At 65.9% G+C, this 17949-nt stretch carries 18 protein-coding genes and 1 pseudogene; 15 read left to right on the forward strand and 4 right to left on the reverse strand.

Translation table 11 applies throughout. From position 1 onward, the window contains the following. The coding region (locus BMY53_RS26190; RefSeq protein WP_218151273.1) for a hypothetical protein at nt 1-418 on the reverse strand (418 nt) is incomplete at its 3' end. Nucleotides 419-437: 19 nt separating this feature from the next. Further along, nucleotides 438-767, reverse strand: a complete 330-nt coding sequence (locus BMY53_RS25555; protein WP_143074165.1) for a hypothetical protein — start codon at nt 765-767, stop codon at nt 438-440. Nucleotides 768-1339: 572 nt separating this feature from the next. Between BMY53_RS25555 and BMY53_RS20095 the strand changes: the two genes are divergently transcribed. The 13 genes and pseudogenes from BMY53_RS20095 to BMY53_RS20150 all read left to right on the forward strand — a co-directional run bounded on the left by BMY53_RS20095 (nt 1340) and on the right by BMY53_RS20150 (nt 12078). Further along, nucleotides 1340-2164, forward strand: a complete 825-nt coding sequence (locus BMY53_RS20095; RefSeq protein WP_092948280.1) for a hypothetical protein — start codon at nt 1340-1342, stop codon at nt 2162-2164. Nucleotides 2165-2167: 3 nt separating this feature from the next. Beyond that, a complete protein-coding gene (locus tag BMY53_RS26025) occupies nt 2168-2761 on the forward strand; it encodes a hypothetical protein (protein WP_092948281.1) in 594 nt (197 codons plus the stop codon). Between the two features lie 11 nt (nt 2762-2772). Continuing rightward, on the forward strand, nt 2773-5121 hold the full coding sequence (locus BMY53_RS20105; RefSeq protein WP_092948282.1) for a secretin N-terminal domain-containing protein: 2349 nt from the start codon (nt 2773-2775) through the stop codon (nt 5119-5121). A gap of 1 nt (nt 5122) precedes the next feature. Next, nucleotides 5123-5659: a type II secretion system protein gene (locus tag BMY53_RS20110; RefSeq protein ID WP_092948283.1), complete on the forward strand. Its 537-nt coding sequence runs from the start codon at nt 5123-5125 to the stop codon at nt 5657-5659. 5 nt (nt 5660-5664) lie between these two features. Then, nucleotides 5665-6069 carry a type II secretion system protein gene (locus tag BMY53_RS20115; protein WP_255370301.1) on the forward strand — a complete coding sequence of 135 codons (405 nt, stop codon included), beginning with the start codon at nt 5665-5667 and terminating at the stop codon, nt 6067-6069. Next, a complete protein-coding gene (locus BMY53_RS20120; protein WP_092948285.1) occupies nt 6056-6598 on the forward strand; it encodes a type II secretion system protein in 543 nt (180 codons plus the stop codon). Before BMY53_RS20115 ends, BMY53_RS20120 begins: the two co-directional genes overlap by 14 nt. Next, entirely contained in the window at nt 6595-7065 is a 471-nt protein-coding gene (gene gspG, locus BMY53_RS20125) for a type II secretion system major pseudopilin GspG (RefSeq protein ID WP_092948286.1), read from the forward strand. Before BMY53_RS20120 ends, gspG begins: the two co-directional genes overlap by 4 nt. A gap of 40 nt (nt 7066-7105) precedes the next feature. After that, nucleotides 7106-8311: a type II secretion system F family protein gene (locus BMY53_RS20130; RefSeq protein ID WP_092948287.1), complete on the forward strand. Its 1206-nt coding sequence runs from the start codon at nt 7106-7108 to the stop codon at nt 8309-8311. Between the two features lie 32 nt (nt 8312-8343). Beyond that, entirely contained in the window at nt 8344-9984 is a 1641-nt protein-coding gene (locus BMY53_RS20135) for a GspE/PulE family protein (RefSeq protein ID WP_255370302.1), read from the forward strand. Next, nucleotides 9968-10774 carry a hypothetical protein gene (locus tag BMY53_RS20140; protein ID WP_092948289.1) on the forward strand — a complete coding sequence of 269 codons (807 nt, stop codon included), beginning with the start codon at nt 9968-9970 and terminating at the stop codon, nt 10772-10774. The genes BMY53_RS20135 and BMY53_RS20140 overlap by 17 nt, the downstream gene beginning before the upstream one ends. Next, nucleotides 10771-11289, forward strand: a complete 519-nt coding sequence (locus tag BMY53_RS20145; protein WP_092948290.1) for a hypothetical protein — start codon at nt 10771-10773, stop codon at nt 11287-11289. Before BMY53_RS20140 ends, BMY53_RS20145 begins: the two co-directional genes overlap by 4 nt. Before the next feature lie 15 nt (nt 11290-11304). After that, nucleotides 11305-11569: pseudogene (locus BMY53_RS26525) on the forward strand (hypothetical protein); the annotation flags it as partial. Next, nucleotides 11497-12078: an ORF6N domain-containing protein gene (locus tag BMY53_RS20150; protein WP_092948291.1), complete on the forward strand. Its 582-nt coding sequence runs from the start codon at nt 11497-11499 to the stop codon at nt 12076-12078. The pseudogene BMY53_RS26525 and the gene BMY53_RS20150, both read left to right, overlap by 73 nt. A 201-nt stretch (nt 12079-12279) precedes the next feature. Here BMY53_RS20150 and BMY53_RS20155 read toward each other — a convergent pair whose 3' ends face one another. Together BMY53_RS20155 and BMY53_RS20160 are read right to left on the reverse strand one after the other, a co-directional pair. After that, a complete protein-coding gene (locus BMY53_RS20155) occupies nt 12280-13998 on the reverse strand; it encodes a glycosyl hydrolase family 18 protein (RefSeq protein WP_092948292.1) in 1719 nt (572 codons plus the stop codon). A 443-nt stretch (nt 13999-14441) separates the two neighbouring features. Beyond that, nucleotides 14442-14882 (reverse strand): DUF4148 domain-containing protein, encoded by a 441-nt coding sequence (locus BMY53_RS20160; RefSeq protein WP_092948293.1) that lies wholly within the window; start codon nt 14880-14882, stop codon nt 14442-14444. A 159-nt stretch (nt 14883-15041) separates the two neighbouring features. Here BMY53_RS20160 and BMY53_RS20165 point away from each other — a divergent pair, with 159 nt between their 5' ends. Beyond that, complete coding sequence (locus BMY53_RS20165; protein ID WP_092948294.1) at nt 15042-16490, forward strand: heavy metal sensor histidine kinase; 1449 nt, start codon at nt 15042-15044, stop codon at nt 16488-16490. Nucleotides 16491-16565: 75 nt separating this feature from the next. Then, nucleotides 16566-17912 (forward strand): 3-oxoacyl-ACP reductase, encoded by a 1347-nt coding sequence (locus tag BMY53_RS20170; RefSeq protein ID WP_092948295.1) that lies wholly within the window; start codon nt 16566-16568, stop codon nt 17910-17912. Nucleotides 17913-17949: the final 37 nt, after the last annotated feature.

A 17949-nucleotide genomic window follows, 5' to 3' on the forward strand; every position in this document is an offset into this window, starting at 1 on the left:
ACTTCGTCCGAGCGCTGGTTGAAGCATCGTCGGCTGCCGGCCCCGTTAAATCCGCCAGCATCGACCTCGAAAACGAGTTGTTCAGACCTTCCCTAACGCAACACAGCATACCCCATTGAAATGAATCACTCGGAAACTGCACCCAACCTTCGAACACCAGCGTGGCAATTGGGAAAGAGACAAGGGACGCCACCAATCCCAGGATCAAACCAAACCCTGGCTTCGACGCCGATGATCTAAATACGGGCAGGCAAATAACGACAGCCTGAAGAATACCTGCTACTGGACCCAGAATAACGCTCAAACACACCAACAAAGCCATCCCATGTGGGCTGATGTTAGCTAGGAAAAGAGCGATGCCGAGACTTGCAACTATCCAGCCCATGGCCATCAATAGCGATAAATAAAATATGTTCATAGGCAGGCGGCTGAATGAGTCAAGTGCGGCCGCGATCAATATATCCAGAGTTCGGATATAGAGAATCGCCACCAAAAACCGAATTTACAACCTGCCCTCTTATTCCGATATTCATCATCCAGCCATATGCACCAATGCGACATGGAAACAATTTTTTGGCAATTTCTTGGGCGCCGCCTAAAAATCCAGGAATAGCCACATCAGGCAAACCATCAGGGACATCCATAAGAATTAGAATAAACTCACCGTCATCTTGATATTCGACATTGAACGTCGATTCAGCGATGAAGTGCGGCGAACATTTCAGCTGCCGCAGAAATTCAAGAGCCATTTCTTCTGAGATATTCATGCAAATGGTCTGTTTGGATTTGGAAAGTGACCGTGCAGGAAATACTGGCGGCTTGGCAACGCTTTACCTCGTCGTCACACGTCTTGAGCGCGCGGACTGACGACCTCCCATTGATGGCCATTCTGGCCAACAACAAAAGTCAGCGCCATAGCAATTGAGCGAAATTATCTCGACACATTGCAACAGGCTTGGTTCACAGCCCATCGCGAGATGCCAATCGCACAAACCCTTCCACCGGCCATCAGCCGCCTGTGACCACAGCACCACGCCGCAGCCAACCTAGGGCATTTCTCTACGGCCCCACTGACACAGTTGGAACCGTGCCCCATACACAGCAGTTAAAGTACGGACACCTGGATAAACGGTGCCGCCGAGCCCGTCCAGTTCGAGGGGGGAATTCATGCAGATCGTCGTCATATCTCAGCCAGGTCAAGATCCGAGCCGTCCGGCTCCGCTGATGCCCTGAGCCGCACCCGCGGCGTCCAGCCGCAGGCCCCGCCGGCCTGCTCGTTGCTGACGGATCGCCCTCCGCCTGCCTCTCTTGCTGTACCCCGCACCGGTCCACCACCGCGATGCGTTTTTCCCTCCCGATCTCCCTGCCCTCGTCGCTGCTCTCCGACGAGGCTCGACAACGCCTGAACCGCCCCTGGGTCATCGTGATGGCGCTGCTGGCTGCACCGCTGCTGGCCGCCTGCGTCTATCTGGCCATGTCGCGCTCGGAGCAACAGGCCCAGGCCCGCGAGCACGCCTTGCACCATCAGGTGAAGCAAAAGCTCTCACAGCTGGCCAGCAGCCCGACGGGTGAGATCGCGCCCTACCCGGAGCGGCTGCCCGTGGACCCGTACCCGGTGGCCCGTGCCATCGAGCATCTGCGTGCCGCCGCCGAGTCGCAGGCCGTGACCGTGGCCACCGTCAGCGCCAACGAACGTGCGGCCACACCCGCCACGCTCGGCCGCGTGACGCTGGACTTCACGCTTCGCGGCGGCTATGTGGCCATCAAGGCCGTGCTCAACGAACTGCTCTCCCGCGATGCGCAGCGCATCGTGCTGCAGCAGCTGAGCCTGCGCCGTTCTGTCGCCAATCCGGCGCTCGGCACCACCAATACCGATGTGGAAGCACAGGTGTCGGTGAGCTGGCTGCACCGCCCCCTGTCTGCGAACGGTGCTGCAACGACAACAACGCTCGGAACAACAACACCGACCGCAACGGCAACATCGGCCCCTTTGCTGCCGACATCGCCCGCATCAGCACCACCGGCCTCCGCATCGGCGGCTGGTGCATCGCTGCCCGCTTCGGGCCCTTCGGCGCGCGCCGCACGAGTGCCCACCCCGTCGGCATCGGCATCATCCGCACCGGCTTCAGCAGCCCGCGTCTCCAGCCCCACCGCGAGGCACTGACCCATGGCCTCCACGCTGAACACCCCGAAGCCCCCCACCAAAGGCCTGCGTCCCGGCCTCCTCTGGACCCTGGGCCTGACCGCAGCCGCCACCGCCTGGGCCCTGCTCTCCCCCGCTGATGGCAACGTCACTGCCGCGGCCAAGACGGCCGCCTCCGGCAAGGACCGCCCCCAGGCGGATCCCACGCGGGCACTGACACCCGCCGCCAACGCCAACCGCAAGCCCGCCGTGGCGCCGTTACCCCCGATCCCCGGCCGCCTGCCCGAGCTCGCGCTGGAAGCTGCCGACCGTGACCCTTTCATGATCCCGGTGCCTCCGCCCCCGCCGGCGCCTCCACCACCGCCCCCTCCTCCGCCACCACCAGCCCCCACAGCACCGCCACTGAACTACCGCTTCCTCGGCGCCATGGTCGATCCGCAAGGGGACCGGAAGGTCTACCTGGCCCGCGCCGACAAGGACGTGCTGGTGGAAGTTGGCAGCCGGCTGGACGAGGGCTATCGGGTGGAAGCCATCACCGAGGACGAGATCCGTCTCATCTACGAACCCCTGCAGCAGCGCGCGGTGATCCGCATTCCGCCTGCGCAGCCCACGCCTTGAACAGAATCACCATGCCGCTTTGGAGACCTACCGCAAGACCCCTGGGCAGCCGCGCCACGGTCTGGGCCTGCGCCGCCCTCATGGTGCTGCAACTGGCCGGCTGCGCGGAGACGCGCATCCGCGGCGAATCCCAGAAGGCGTTCAGCGACGGCCAGTACGACCAGGCCATGAAGACCCTGGAAGACGGCCTCAAGCAATATCCGGAAAGCACCACCCTGCGCAGCAGCCTGCTGGCCGCCCGCAATGAATCGCAGACCCGCCTGATCGGCAAGGCCCTGAATGAACGGGCCGCCGGCCAGTTCGACGAAGCCGTGAAGACCCTGCAGACCGCCCAGGCGCTGGACCCTGCCAACACCCGCGTGCAGGCCCTGCTCAGCGACATGACGCTGGACCGCAAGGCCATGGACGACCTGGCCGCCGCGCAGCAGTTGGTCACCAGCAAGCAGCCCGACCGCGCCCTGCGCCTGCTGGAGCAGGCCCTCAAGGACAACCCGCGCCATTCCGGCCTGCTGGACCTTCAACGCCGCCTGCTGGCCGACCAGCGCAGCGTGCAGGTGCAGGCCATGAACAGCGGGCTGCAGGAATCACGCCCCATCTCGCTGGACTTCCGCGACGCCAGCCTGCGCACCGTGCTGGAAGTGCTCACCCGCAACAGCGGCATCAATTTCGTGCTGGACCGCGACGTGCGTGGCGACGTGAAGGTGACCGTTCTGCTCCGCCAGGCCAAGGTGGAAGACGCGCTGGACCTGATCACCTCCACCAACCAGTTGTCCAAGAAGGTGATCGACCCCAAGACGATCATCATCTACCCCAACACCCCGGAAAAACACCGCGAGTACCAGGAGCAGCTGGTGCGCATGTTCAACCTCCAGAGCAGCGACGCCAAGGGTGCCGCTGCCTTCCTGAAATCCATGCTCAAGATCCGCGAGCCCTACGTGGATGAGCGCACCAACATGATCGCCCTGCGCGATTCGCCCGAGAACATCCAGCTCGCAGAGCGGCTCCTGGCCGTCTACGACGCCGCAGAGCCCGAGGTGCTGCTGGACGTGGAAGTGCTGGAGGTCAGCTCCACCCGCCTGACCGAACTGGGCGTGAAGTTTCCCAGCTCGTTCACCTTCGCGCCGCTCACGGGCAGCGGCGGCAGCGACACCACCATTGCGGACCTCAAGGACCTCAACAGCAGCCGCATCAGCGCCAGCGTGGGCAGCCTGCTGATCAACCTGCGCCGGGAGGTTGGCGACGTGGCCACGCTGGCCAACCCCAAGCTGCGCGTGCGCAACAAGGAAAAGGCCAAGATCATGATCGGGGACAAGATCCCCATCCCCAGCACCACCACCAGCGGCAACGGGGGGTTCTCGTCGGAGAGCATCACCTACATGGACGTGGGCCTGAAGCTGGATGTGGAACCGGTGGTCTATGTGGATGATGAGGTGGCCATCAAGATCGGGCTGGAAGTGAGTGCCCTGGGCACCGCCACCAAGACCGCGTCCGGCACCACGGTCTACCAGGTCAGCACACGCAATGCCAACACGCTGCTGCGCTTGCGCGACGGTGAAACCCAGCTGCTGGCCGGCCTGATCAGCCGCGACGAACGCAACAGCTCCAGCCGCGTGCCCGGCCTGGGGGACATTCCCGTCGTGGGCCGACTCTTCTCCAGCACCCTGGACAACGGCTCACGCACCGAACTGCTGCTGGCCATCACACCGCGCGTGCTGCGCAATGTGCGCCATCTCAATGCCAGCGAATCCGAGCTGTGGGTGGGCACGGAAGCGGCACCCAAGCTGCGCCAGGTGGGCGGCCTGCAATTCAACGTGCCGGCGGCTGACACCAGCAAGCCTGGCGCGACTGCAGCGCAGGGCGCCGGTGCCAGCCCCGCCCTCGGCGGCCAGCCGGGTGCTCTATCTGGCGCACAACCTGGCGGCCCATCGGGCACGCCCCCGGCCGCGACCGAACGCAAGACGCCCAGCTTCAACCTGGTCGCCCCGGGCCAGGCCAAGGTGGGCGACACCGTTGAAGTCCGCCTGGACCTTCGTGACGCCAACCTGCGCGGCCTGCTGACCGAGTTCCAGTTCAGCGCGGACAAGCTCAGCCTCGTGGAAGCCGAGGAGGACGAGTTCTTCCGCAAGGGCGGCAGCCCCACCAGCTTCACCAAGCGCGTGGAGGCCGGCAAGGCCAACATGAGCGTGCTGCGCAACCAGGCCACGTCGGCCGATGGGGCTGGCGGCGTGTTCAAGCTGCGCTTCAAGGCCACGGCCGCCGGCCGTGCGGAAGTGCGCCTGAACTCGGCACAACCGGTCTCGCTGGACCCCAACGCCGAACGGCCGGCCCTGCCCGCGCCCGTGGTGATCGAGGTGAAGTGAGATGCGCACCGGGCAGTTACTTCGGTCTGACCGCCACCGCCCTGTGCAGCCGCGCGCCCGCGCGGGCTGGCGTGCGCGCGGCTTCACGCTGATTGAACTGCTGGTGTGCCTGGGCATCCTGGGCTTCCTGGCCACGCTGGCCCTGCCCATGGCGGAGATGGCCTCCCAGCGGGAGAAGGAGCGCGAACTCAAACGCGCGCTCTGGGAAATCCGTGACGCCCTGGACAGCTACCGCGCCGCCCGCGAAACCGGTGCCCTGCTGGGCGCCGCCGACCAACCGCCCTACCCCGCCACGCTGGCCGAGCTGACCAAGGAAGTGCCGGATTCCCGCCTGGAGCATCAGGGGCAGACCCTGCGCTTCCTTCGGCGCGTGCCGCGTGACCCGTTTGCCGACACCTCCTTGCCTGCGGACCAGACCTGGGGCCTGCGTGGCTTCCAGTCCGATGCGGAGAACCCCAAGCCGGGGCCGGAGGTCTATGACGTCTATTCCAACTCCCCACTCAAAGGGCTCAACGGCATTCCGTTGAAGCAATGGTGAGCAGGGTGAAGCCTTTGAAGCCACGCACGGCCCCACGCCAACCCGGTTTCACCGTCATCGAACTGCTGGTGGTGCTGGCCGCGCTCGCGCTGCTGCTGAGCGTGGCCGCGCCGCGCTACATGCAGCACCTGGAGCGGGCCCGCGACACGGCCATGCGGCACAACCTGCATGAGATGCGCAACGCCATCGACCAGTTCTACAGCGACCAAGGCCGCTACCCGGCCACCCTGGCCGAACTGGTGGAACGCCGCTACCTGCGTGCCATTCCGTTGGACCCGGTGACCGGCCGCGCCGACACCTGGCAGACCGTGCTGCCGCGCAGTGGCAACGCCGAGGGCGAAGGCGTGTACGACGTACACAGCGGCACCAAGGACCTGGCACCCGACGGGAGTTTGTATGCGACCTGGTGAGGCCACCTTCGCACTGCACATGCCGACGAGCGCCACGGTGCAGGTGCCAGCAAGGCTGCAGCCACCCCGCTTGCGCCATCAGCGGGGCTACGGCTTCGTCGCCATCCTGCTGTTGCTGGCCGTGGTGTCCCTGGGGCTATCCAGTGTCAGCACCTCCTGGAGCACCGAGGCCAAACGGGACAAGGAACAACAGCTGATCCGCATCGGCCAGCTGTATGTGCAGGCCCTGGATCGGTACCGCCGTGTCTCGCCAGGCACCGACAAGCGGCTGCCCATGGCGCTGGATGAACTGATGCTGGACCAGCGCTTCGTCGGCACCGTGCGCCACATTCGCCGGTTGTACCCCGACCCGATGAGCCTGGGCCAGGACTGGGGCGTGATCCGGGGCGATGACGGACGCATCCAGGGCGTCTACAGCCTCAGCGATCAGGAGCCCTTGATCAAAGGCACCGTCAGCCGACCTGGCCTGCGGCTGGCGGCAGCAAGCCGATATTCCGACTGGAAATTCGTAGTGGATTCCGACAAATGACCCCCACCCTCACTCACTCCCCCCTGGGCGCTGCCCCAAGTGCCCAGTCGCCTCGCGCGCGGGCCATCAGGGGCTTCACGCTGCTGGAACTGCTGGTGGTGATCCTGATCATCGGCCTGCTCACCGGCATCGTCGGCCCGCGCTTCCTGGCGCAGATCAACCGCTCCGAGACCACCACGGCCAAGGCCCAGCTTGACGCCCTGGACAAGGCACTACAGGCCTACCGCATCGACATGGGACGCTACCCCGACACCAATGAAGGCCTGGCCGCGCTGGTGCGGGACGGCACGAGCGATGCCCGCTGGCGCGGCCCCTACCTCAAGGGTGAAGTGCCCAACGACCCGTGGGGCATGCCCTACCAATACCGCATCCCCAGCGAAACCGCCGGCAAGGACTTCGACCTCTACAGCTTCGGCCGCGACCGCGTGACCGGCGGCACGGGCGACGACGCCGACATCCAGATCTGACCCCCGCCTGGCCACCGCCCGCCCCCCGCATTCCCCGCCCATGAAAGTCCGCGTCCGCCTGCTTGACCCCCAGCGCATGTCCATCAGCGAAGAGCTGATGGAGGTGGCGTCGCCCGCTGAGCTGGGCCCGGTGCTGCCGGACGGACGCAAGGTGTTGAGTGCAGAACCGGTGAAGCTCTCGGCCGCCACCGGCTCACGGCCCTCCTCGGCACGCGCCCAATCCCTGGATGTGGCCTGGTGGTGCCAGGAACTGCGCACGCTGCTTCATGCGGGCATGACGGTGGTGGAAGCCATCGAGACGCTGCATGCCCAGTCCGCCGCCGGTAGCGACCGGGCGGCGATGCAGACGGCGCTGCTGGCAGAACTGCACCGCGGCAAGGCGCTTTCTGTGGCGATGGAGTCGCTGGCGCGTTTCCCGATGGTGCTGGTGGCCAGCGTGCGCGCCAGCGAGCGCAGCAGCTCGCTGGCCGAGGCCTTGACGGAATACCTGCGCTATCACGAACTGGTGGAAGCGCTGCGCAAGAAGGTGATCAGCGCCTCCATCTATCCCAGCCTGGTGTTGGGTCTGGGCCTGGTGGTGAGCACCTTTCTGATCATCGTGGTGCTGCCCCGCTTTGCCACCATGTACGCGGACCTGCACGGCAGCATGAGCTGGACCACCGAGATGCTCACCGTGGTGAGCACCTTCATGCGGGAATATCGGCTGGTGGTGGTGGCCGGGTTGGCGGCATTGGTGGCGTTGGCGGTGTGGTGCTGGCGGCAGGGGCTGGTGCAGCGGGCGGCCATGGCCATCGGCATGCGCGTTGGCTTCATCCGGCGCGCCCTGCGTGAGTTCCAGCTGGCCAAGCTCTACCACTCCATGACGGTGATGTTTCGCGGCGGCTACACGCTGGACGAAGCCCTGCTGCGCTGCGAAGGGCTGAAGCTGGGTGAAGCGCTGGACCAGGGCATGCGGGACGCCCGTGCGGCACTGCACCGTGGCGTGCGCGTCTCCGCCGCCCTGAGCGAGGCCGGCATGACGGATACGGTGACGCAGCGGCTACTGGCTGTGGGTGAACGCTCCGGCCAGTTCGAGCGTGTGCTGCAGACGATTGCCGACCGGCACGCGACGAATTTTTCCGGCTTCATGGACCGCGCCACACGCGTGGTGGAGCCCTTGATGCTGCTGCTGGTGTCCTTGCTGGTGGGCAGCATCGTGGTGCTGATGTACCTGCCCATCTTCGACATTGCCAGCAGCATCCGTTGATGACTGCGCCCCGAGATCCAGAGAGACCCATCGTGGAAGTATCAAACGACGATCGACACGCCTTCCCGGCCGCGTTGCAAGCGGCACGGCGGCGCGTGGCACAGGACGGCAGCGTCTCCGTGCTGGATGCACTGCGGGCGGATGGACGCTGGCCGCCGGCTGCCGTGGCACTGCTGTTGCGGGATGTGGGCGGCATCGAAGCGCTGGCCACCGACACCGGCCAGGCGCCCGACCTGCCCGCCTTCGGCGCACAAGCCGCAACGCTGGCGCGCCAATGGCGTGCCGTCCCCGTGCGGAACGCCGCCAGACCTGATCAGCTGCAGGTGGCCATGGCGGACCCGTGGCATGAGGCCAGCCTGAGGGGCATCCAGCAGGCGCTCGGGCGGCGCGTGACACCAGTGGCGGCTTCGCAGGCGCAGCTGGATGAGTGGCTGGGCGCTGGCAGCAACGGCGCAGCCCCTGCCGGCGGCAGCATCTCCGCCAATGCCCTGCAGGCCTCCGGCCCGGTGGTGGAGTTTGTGGACACGGCGCTGCGCCGCGCCTATGCACTCGGGGCCAGCGACATCCACTTCGAATGCAGCCGCAGCGGCGTGCAGGTGCGCTTCCGGCGTGACGGCGTGCTGGTGCCACATGCGCGCCTGGATGACCCGCGCCGCGCCGAAGAAGCCATCTCCCGCATCAAGGTGCTGGCGCAACTGGACATCACCGAGCGGCGCCTGCCGCAGGATGGACGCTTCCGGCTCGCGCTGCCGGATGGGGACATCGATTTGCGTGTCTCCATCATCCCCAGCGTGTTTGGTGAGGATGCGGTGCTTCGTCTGCTGGACAAGGCACAGCTGCGCGACCCGTCGGAGCAGGTCTCGCTGGACCGGCTGGGTTTTGATGCGATCAGTGCTGCACAGATCCGCGAGCTGGCGGAACTGCCGCACGGCATGCTGCTGGTCACGGGCCCGACGGGCAGCGGCAAGACCACGACCGTCTACGCGGCGCTGTCCGAGGTCAACAGCGGCCTGGAGAAGATCATCACCATCGAGGACCCGGTGGAGTACGAACTGGCCGGGGTGCTGCAGGTGCCGGTGAACGAGCGCAAGGGGCTGACCTTTGCGAAGGGCCTGCGCTCCATCCTGCGCCACGACCCGGACCGCATCCTCGTGGGCGAAATCCGCGACGCCGAGACGGCCGAGATCGCCGTGCAGTCCGCGCTCACCGGCCACCAGGTGCTCACCACGGTGCACGCCAACAGCGTCTTTGACGTCACCGGACGGTTCAAGCACTTCGACCTGGACATGTTCGGGTTCATGGCAGCGTTGAACGGCGTGATCGTGCAGCGGCTGGTGCGTTGCCTCTGCCAGGCCTGCGCCTCGGACCGGCCGGCGACAGCGCGCGAGTTGGCCTGGCTGCATGGCATGGGGCAGACCGAGGCGACATCGGTGCCCCTGGCGGTGGGCTGCGATGTTTGCGCCGGTACGGGCTTCAAAGGCCGCCGGGTGATCGCGGAGGTGCACACCATGGATGACGGCTTCCGCGACCTGGTGACCACCGGTGCGCCCGTCTCGGCGCTAAGGGAACACGTCTACCGACGTGGTGTGAAGACCCTTTCGTCCCTGGGCGCCGAGATGGTGGTGCACCGAGAAACAAGTGCCGAGGAGATCAAGCGTGTGGTGGGCTGGTAAGCGCGGCATCGCGACGGTGTATGTGGGCCAGGATGAGGTCCGGCTGGCTCACGCGGGCCCCAACGGGGATGAGCAGCAGGTGGTGGCACGTGCAGTGCCTTTGGGGGAAGCTGCCCCGTTCCTGCGGGAAGCGCTCAAGCCCTTGGGGCGTGTGGCGTTGCGCGTGCTGGTGAGTGGCGGGCTGTGCCAGCCCTTTCTGCTGCCGCCGGTGGAAGGTGTGGGCAGCGATGCCGAATGGCTGCAGGTGGCCGCGGGGTTGCTGGAGGATTTGACAGGAATGCCTGCCAACAGCCGGCTGTGGTTGGACCGGGAACAAGGCACCCCGCCGCTGGCAGTGGGCCTGCATCCGGAGGTAGAGGCTTTGGTGAAGGGGTTGGCAGAGCATTACCGGGTCCAGGCGTTGAAGCCATGGTGGGGGGAGGTGCTGGCTCGGGAGGGTGTTGCGAGCGTGCGAGTGGCTGATGGGCCATTGCCCCAGGTGGGCGCGAGTGCGCATGGCGGTAGTGCCCATACGGGCGCAGGCGCAGGCATGAGCACCAAGCCAGAGGCTCAGGGTCTGGTGGTGATCGATAGCGACGCCGTGACGGTTCTATTGGCTGACGGCAACCGTTACGAGGTGGCGCAGTCCTACAGCTTGATGGGCGAACCGGCGCCGACGGTCCTGGCGCGTGCGCTGATCTCGCATGGTCGGCATGTTGGAGAAGTCGTGGTGCGGCGGATGCTGGACGCCTCCTCAAAGCCATCCTCTCCCTCTGCTGGCGGCGTGCCGTTTCTGGAGGTGATGGCATGAGGCCCATCCTGGTGGACTTCGCACCCCAACGCGTATGGACGGCGCCGCTGATCGCTTGGGCGGTTGTGTGCGCGGTTGGCACGGCAGCACTCTGCTTGAAGGCAGGCGTGGCGTGGGAGCAGCGGCAAGCGGCCATTCAGCAGGCCGAGAGTTCGGCACAGGCGCTGGCCACGCTCGAGTCGAAGTTGCGGGACGCACGAGCAGCGTTGGCGTCACAAGGGCCGCCCCCGTACGCCCGCGACGCATTGGAAGCCGCGCGTGTGGCTCGCTTCCCGACCCAGGCCGTGCTGCGCGCGCTGGAATCCACCGCCGTCGACGGCATTCGCCTCAGCAGCATCGCGCTGCAACCGGCGCAACGCAGTGCGGAGGTCGGGTTGGAATTCTCGGACTACAAGACGCTGCTGAAGTTTGTGGAACAGCTCAACGAAGGCGAGCCGCAGACGCCCTGGGTGTTGGTGCGGGCGCAGGAGAGTGGGCAGAAGCGGCAGGCGGTGGTGAGGTTTCTGGGTCGATGAGCTGCAGGCCCCCTCCACAACCCTTGGCAGCCAGGCAGTCACAAGAACACCAACGGCCTGCTCCGGCAGCGACTGCCCAAAGGCACAGATCTATCAATCCACGACCAGGGCGCACTGGATTCGATCGCCGATCTGCTCAACAATCTCCGCTCGCCAGACGATGAACTGGCGCTGGGAACTGCCTTCATTCAGGTCTTCGCTGAGCTCATGCAAAACATCCCGAGCGCGCTACAGCCTCTCATCGGCAGCCGCATCCTGCTGCTGCGCGATCAGCGCGTGATGATCGACACGCCGTTGGCCGAGCTGTATGGCACCGAGACCCGCGTCCTCGTCCAAGCCGTCAAGCGTAACTTGACCCGCTTTCCTGCGGACTTCATGTTTCAGCTCTCGGCCGAGGAGTTCTCCGGTTTGAGATCACAGTCTGTGATCTCAATCACCCCAGGCCGCGGCGGCCGGCGTACCGCGCCCTACGCCTTCACCGAGCAAGGCGTAGCCATGCTCTCCTCGGTGCTCTCCAGCGAGCGTGCCGTGGCCGTCAACATTGAGATCATGCGCACCTTCGTCAGGGTGCGGCAGTTGGCCGCCACGCACGCCGACCTGGCCCAGCGCCTGGCGGAGCTGGAGGACAAGACCGAAGTGCTGGCCTTGAATCACGACACCTTCAGCCGCAATACCCGTAATCAGCTCAAGCAGGTGTTTGATGCGCTGCGCGAGCTCATGACGCCGCCCGATCCGCCGAAGCGGCCCATCGGTTTTGCGCCCCCCGAGGACAAGAAGAACAAGACCTGAACGGGTCTCGGCTTCGCCGCTGTTCAACATTGCTGTGCCATCACCTCAGCGCGGGCTGCTAAGGAACGATCTCTGCATAACTCCCGCAATATTCGGGCACCTTTCCTCCATGCCGTGCCTGCACGAAAAAAAACCGCCGTCCGGCGCAAGCCGACACGGCGGTTTTCAGTCAACGCTCAGCAGTCATCACTGCATAGCGCCTCACTTCCACCGCGCCCCTTGCAATGCGGGGTCATCCACCAGCCCCAGCGAGCCCGACACCTTCTTGCCGATACTGCCGGGCGATGCCAGCGCTGCGCTGCCGCAGCTGCCCGATGCCGTCTTCAACGCCTGCCACAGCATGGCGCCGTCTCGCGCATTGCGATTGCTCAGCGTGCTGCCCGTCACGGCATTCAGATACCGCTCCACCGAATACGGCTGGTTGATGTTGGCACCGTAGCTGTTCTGAAGGATCACGGAGCCGGTGCATTGCGCATCGGCGTTGTTCACCACCAACTGGCCACCCGCCCAACCTTCAGGTGCAGTCTCGAAGCCAATCGACACGATGGTGCTGCTCGGGAACAGCTTGCGGTATTGCTGCCACGCGGTCACGCCGTCGTAATGCTCGTAACGCGCGTCGTAGCTCATGATGTTGACCAGGTTGAACGCCGTGGCCAAGGCCGGGTAGCTGTTCACCAACTGGCGCTCCAGGCCGGCCTTGCCGCCCCAGTAACTCACGCCCACACCCGAGCATTGCGCGTCATTGGCCGTGGCCGCCGTGCAATCCGCACCCGTGGACCACGCCGCCACGCTCAGGATGCGGCCGCCTCCGGCGGTGTCCACCGCCTTGCGCATGGCCTTCACCGCACCGGCATAACCATCCAGGCCTTCAATTTCGAAGTCCACATCCAGACCGTCGAAACCCACGTCCTTCATGATGTTGGCCAGTGCCGTGATGGTCGGGCCGCTGCCAGCATGGCCCTCGGCCGACAAGGTGCTCCAGCTGTTGTAGGTGGCACCACCCACGGCCAGCAGCACCTTGATGTTGCGGGCATGCAGGACGTCGATGGCCGCCTTGATGTCCGACGGACGGCCATTGAAGTTGATCCCCGTGCCCGACCAGTTGTTTGCCGTCATGCCGCCCCAGGTGAAGTTGGGCTGCGCAAAGGCCGCCACCACATGGGTGTAGTTAGCCGGAATGCGCGCAAAGTTGCTGGCCTGGAACACCTGGTTCTTGGTCATGCTCGTGGCATCAAACCAGTTGTCGCTCCACGACGGGTAATACACCGTGTAGACACGGCCGGCCTGCGTGGCCGACTTGGCCGCCGGGTCCGTCAGGTCAGGCGAAGGCGCTGGCGCGGGGCTTGGCGCGGGTGACGGACTGGGAGCCGGAGACGGACTCGGTGCCGGCGTGGGGCTCGGTGCCGGCGAGCTGGAGCAGCTTCCCACCACCGTCCAGGGCTGGCCGGAACCCGCGGCGCCGCTGCTGGTCGAGGGGTTGTTGCCCTGGGTCCACCAGTTGGCCTTGTAGTTGGTGGTGGCCACACTGGCCTGATCGCCACCGTTATAAACCTTGGAGGTGGACCAGGCTGGCGCGCAGTTGCCCGTGGGCGCCGGTGCGGGGCTGGGAGACGGGCTCGGCGAAGGCGCCGGGGTGGGTGCAGGCGACGGCGCAGGCGCGGTGCCGCTGATGGCACCCAGGTCCGTCCACAGCGACGCATTGCTGGGGTTCCAGCCCGTGCTGGCGTAATCGGTCTGGTTCACCAGCGCGCGGTAGAGGTGGCCGTTGTAGCTCACCACCGTACCGGCGGCGTAATACACATCGGCCGCCCAGGCGGAATAGGTCTGCGCAGCAGCGTTCAGCGCGAATGCCGCCGCGCTGATCAGCGCGAGCTTGCGCAGCTCACGCAGCGGAATGCGATGGGTGGGGGAAGGCTTCATTCAAGAGCTCCTGTTTGACGTCGACACGACCGCTGCTGAGCGCCCTCGCCCGGGAGCGGCCAGGAGGGCGTCGCTGCCCGACGCGCGCCCTTAGGCCTGGTGGTATTTATTTGGTCTTGTTTTGTCGCGATGGACCATACCACTTTGCCCCTCAAGGACGCGTGACGAGATAGGGAGAATCCCGCAAGCGTGTGAGCAAAGGTTGCGGCGCGAAGCCAGTTGTCGAGGGCTTGCATCCGATTGACCCGCCATCCCGACGGGCTTTTATGTGTGGATGCAGGGGCAAGACCAGTTGCAGTCCAGGTTCACGCCGTAACGTAACACCCTGCCGCGCGGCATCAAAAGAAACGGGGCCCCGAGAAGGGGCCCCGTCGTCCGAGGGAAGTCCGCCGCAAGGGTGCGGCGACGAATCACACCATCAATCCCTGAGCGTCAGTTGAACGTCAAGGGCGTGGCGCATGCACCGACTCGAACTCCGGTGCATATCCCGCTTCGCTCCAGATCTTTTGCAGAGAACCGTCAGATTGGGCCTGCTGCAGCTCATCCATGACCTGGGCACGTGACTTGCCACCCGCAGCAGGCGGCGCAAAGGTCAAGTCTCTGGTCGTGTCCATACTGACTGACACGTCCGTATCACCCTGGGTGTTGGAATAGATGACAGGCTGACCCATCGCCTCATCGAAATCAGGCGAATAGCCGGCTTCGCTATTGATCTTGGCAAGAGCACCGTCTGCCCGCGCCTGCTCCAGCTCGGCGACGACTTGCTCACGGGACTTGGGACCCGAGGCGATTTCTTCCTCCACCTGCGCAAACGCCGGAACGCTCATCGCAGCGGCAAAGGCCAGAACACCCAGGGGAACATCTAAAGGACGGAAGCGACGCATGAGAAATCTCCTAGTTGAAAGTCAGTCCATGGCGGCCTTTGGAACTCACATCCCTTCGGGCCGTTGCAGCGATGTTTTTCAACGCCTTGGAACCAACTCTAGGCGGTCCACCCCGTCAGCAAGCCGACCTGCGCATTACCGTTTCGTCATGTACGCTCAATGAATACGGTCGAATCGCCCTCGCCCTCGCCCCGTTCCGCTGCGCCGCGCCGTTGGTGGCGCCGTCTGCACATTCCCGATGGGGTGGGCCCGCGGCTTTCGCTGTGGTTGGCCACGCAGACCTTCACCGGGCTCGCGCTGGTGTCCCTGGCGGTCTACCTGCTGACCGCCTCCGATCTCCGCCACAAACAAGGCGAAACCCTCCAGCAGAACCAGGCCTTGCTGATTCACCTGCTCGATGAACACCGAGGGACGCAAGCCGGTCAGCTGCACAAGCGGCTGGACGAATTCCTGGAGGTGCACCGGGGCCTGACGCTGACGCTTCAGGGGCCGGATGGCACCACGCTGTATGACCGGGCCGCTGCGGCCCCGCCGGGCTCGCGCCGCGCCATGAACTTCCCCATGACAGATGGCCTGCGAGCCACGCTTTTGCTGGATACCCGCGCGGACGATGCCTTCGTCCGCCGCCTGGGCATGACGCTCATGGCGGCCTCGCTCATCGGCGCCCTGCTGGTCTCCGCCGGCAGCATGGTGCTGGTACGACTGGCGCTGGCGCCCGTGCGGTCCCTCGTGGACCAGACCCGCCGCCTGGCGGCCGACACGCTCCACGAACGGTTGGACGGCAGTGACCAGCCCGACGAATTGCGCCCGCTGGTGCAGCAGTTCAACGCCCTGCTGGAGCGGCTGAATCGCAGCTACACGCAGCTCAAGGGCTTCAATGCCGATGTGGCCCATGAGCTGAGAACCCCGCTCGCCACGCTCATCACGGCCACCGAACTCGCCATGCGCCAGCCCGGCGTACCGGCCGCCACGCTGGACCAACTGGGCTCCAACCTGGAGGAATTGCGGCGCATGGCCGGCATCGTGAACGACATGCTGTTTCTCAGCCACGCCAACAGCGGTGCCGCCGCCCGACGCCAGCGCGTCCCCAGCCTGGCCGCGCTCGCGCGAGACGTGGCGGACTATCACGAGGCCGCCGTGGCGGAGGCCGGCCTGCAGCTCGAGATCAACGGAGATGCCTCCGGCGAAGTGGATGCCCCGCTACTCAAGCGCGCGCTCTCCAACCTCCTGGGCAATGCCACCCGTTACGCGTCCAACGGCAGCACGCTGCAGGTGTGCATCGACAGTGCGGGCGGCGGCCTGCTGCGTTTATGGGTGGCCAATGTCGGGCCTCCGATCCCACCGGAACATCTTCCCAGGCTCTTTGACCGCTTCTACCGCGCAGACCCCTCCCGCACCCGTGGCAACGACCATCACGGGCTGGGCTTGTCCATCGTGGCCGCCATTGCGCGCATGCATGGCGGCGCGCCGTTTGCGATGTCGGCGCAAGGCCAGACGCGCGTCGGGCTCACCGTGGCCGGCGGCGACCTGCCCGCCGCTGCGGGCCGCCGCTGGCGCCGTCGCCGCTTCAAGAGTACCCATGCGCACCTGCGGGCGCCTCTGCATTGAGGTCGGCTCTCCAGAACCCCGGCCTGCACGGCCCCTACACTGCAGCCCCGCTCTCGCCTGCCCCGTGCCGCCACCATGACCGATCGCCTGCTTGAACTTGCCCAACGCCCCTGGGGCCAACGCCTGCTGCGTGCGCTGGGGCTGCCCCAGCCGCAGCGCCTGCGCCGTCGGGAGGGGCCTTGGGCCGAGCAGGAACTTGCAGGCCGCCCGGTGCAGTTGATCGGCATTGGCGCGGCGCCGCTGATGTCCGCCTTGACTCGGGACGTGGCCACGGAAGGTGGCGCACAAGTGGCCGACTCACAGGCCCACGTGGCCACGCTGGTGGTGGACGCCACCGGTGCCATGGCGCTTGGTGATCTGAAGGACCTCTTTCGCCAGGTGCAGGCGGCGCTGCCCAGGCTGGTGTCCGGTGCACGGGTACTGCTGCTGGCCGCGGATCCGGCATCGCTCACCCTGGCCGACAAGGCGGCGGTCGCTCAGGCGGTTCAGGGCTTCGGCCGTTCACTCGCCAAGGAACTGGGGCGGCGGGGCGCCACCGTGACGACGCTGCTGGTGCCTGCCGGCACCCATCCTTCCATGGTCGGCGCGCTGCGCTTCTTCGGCACGGACCGTTCCGCTTATGTCTCGGGTCAGGTGATTCGTTGGGGCGCCATGGAGGCGCCCCACCCGGCTGAACTGCTGGAACACACCGGCACCCGCCAGCGCGTGGCGGTGGTGACGGGGGCTGCTGGCGGTATCGGCACGGCCACCGTCAAGGCGCTCGCATCGGCGGGTTATCGCGTGCTGTGCGTGGACGTACCCGCGGCCCAGGACGCGCTGACGTCACTCGCTGCTGCCGTCAGCGGTGAAGCGCTGGCCGTGGACCTGACCGATGCGGCAACGCCGGCCCGTTTGGCGGCGGCAGCCGCCAGCCACAACGGCATCGACCTGGTGGTTCATAACGCCGGCATCACGCGGGACCGGACCCTGGCGCGCATGAGCGCCACCGAATGGGACAGCGTGCTGGCCGTGAATCTCGGCGCCATCCTCGCCATCGACCAGGCGCTGGATGCGCAGGGCTTGTGGCGCGTGGGTGCTCGGGAGGTGTGCCTCTCGTCCATCAGCGGCATTGCCGGGAACGCCGGGCAGACCAACTACAGCGCCAGCAAGGCGGCATTGATCGGGTACGTGACCGCGCGTGCGGCGGCCATGCAGCCCCGTGGCATCACCGTCAACGCGGTGGCGCCTGGTTTCATCGAGACGGCGATGACACGGCGCATGCCGCTGATGATCCGTGAAGCGGGCCGCCGTCTGAACTCGCTCAAGCAAGGCGGCCGGCCCGAGGATGTGGCCCAAGCCATAGCGTTCCTGGCTACGCCGCAAGCGCAGCCGATGACGGGTGCGGTGCTTCGCGTCTGCGGGCAGTCCTTGTTGGGCGCTTGAACGCCTGGACCTGCGGACCACACAGACCCGGTGGGGG

It is taken from the genome of Roseateles sp. YR242 (assembly GCF_900109745.1).
Taxonomy (GTDB): Bacteria; Pseudomonadota; Gammaproteobacteria; order Burkholderiales; family Burkholderiaceae_C; genus Roseateles.

Coding starts and splice junctions, on each gene's coding strand:
- BMY53_RS20165 (WP_092948294.1), top strand. CDS start 15,042: ATGAATACGGTCGAATCGCCCTCGCCCTCGCCCCGTTCCGCTGCGCCG.
- BMY53_RS20150 (WP_092948291.1), top strand. CDS start 11,497: ATGCAAAACATCCCGAGCGCGCTACAGCCTCTCATCGGCAGCCGCATC.
- BMY53_RS20130 (WP_092948287.1), top strand. CDS start 7,106: ATGAAAGTCCGCGTCCGCCTGCTTGACCCCCAGCGCATGTCCATCAGC.
- gspG (WP_092948286.1), top strand. CDS start 6,595: ATGACCCCCACCCTCACTCACTCCCCCCTGGGCGCTGCCCCAAGTGCC.
- BMY53_RS20105 (WP_092948282.1), top strand. CDS start 2,773: ATGCCGCTTTGGAGACCTACCGCAAGACCCCTGGGCAGCCGCGCCACG.
- BMY53_RS20120 (WP_092948285.1), top strand. CDS start 6,056: ATGCGACCTGGTGAGGCCACCTTCGCACTGCACATGCCGACGAGCGCC.
- BMY53_RS20170 (WP_092948295.1), top strand. CDS start 16,566: ATGACCGATCGCCTGCTTGAACTTGCCCAACGCCCCTGGGGCCAACGC.
- BMY53_RS20145 (WP_092948290.1), top strand. CDS start 10,771: ATGAGGCCCATCCTGGTGGACTTCGCACCCCAACGCGTATGGACGGCG.
- BMY53_RS25555 (WP_143074165.1), bottom strand. CDS start 767: ATGAATATCTCAGAAGAAATGGCTCTTGAATTTCTGCGGCAGCTGAAA.
- BMY53_RS20160 (WP_092948293.1), bottom strand. CDS start 14,882: ATGCGTCGCTTCCGTCCTTTAGATGTTCCCCTGGGTGTTCTGGCCTTT.
- BMY53_RS20155 (WP_092948292.1), bottom strand. CDS start 13,998: ATGAAGCCTTCCCCCACCCATCGCATTCCGCTGCGTGAGCTGCGCAAG.
- BMY53_RS26025 (WP_092948281.1), top strand. CDS start 2,168: ATGGCCTCCACGCTGAACACCCCGAAGCCCCCCACCAAAGGCCTGCGT.
- BMY53_RS20095 (WP_092948280.1), top strand. CDS start 1,340: ATGCGTTTTTCCCTCCCGATCTCCCTGCCCTCGTCGCTGCTCTCCGAC.
- BMY53_RS20110 (WP_092948283.1), top strand. CDS start 5,123: ATGCGCACCGGGCAGTTACTTCGGTCTGACCGCCACCGCCCTGTGCAG.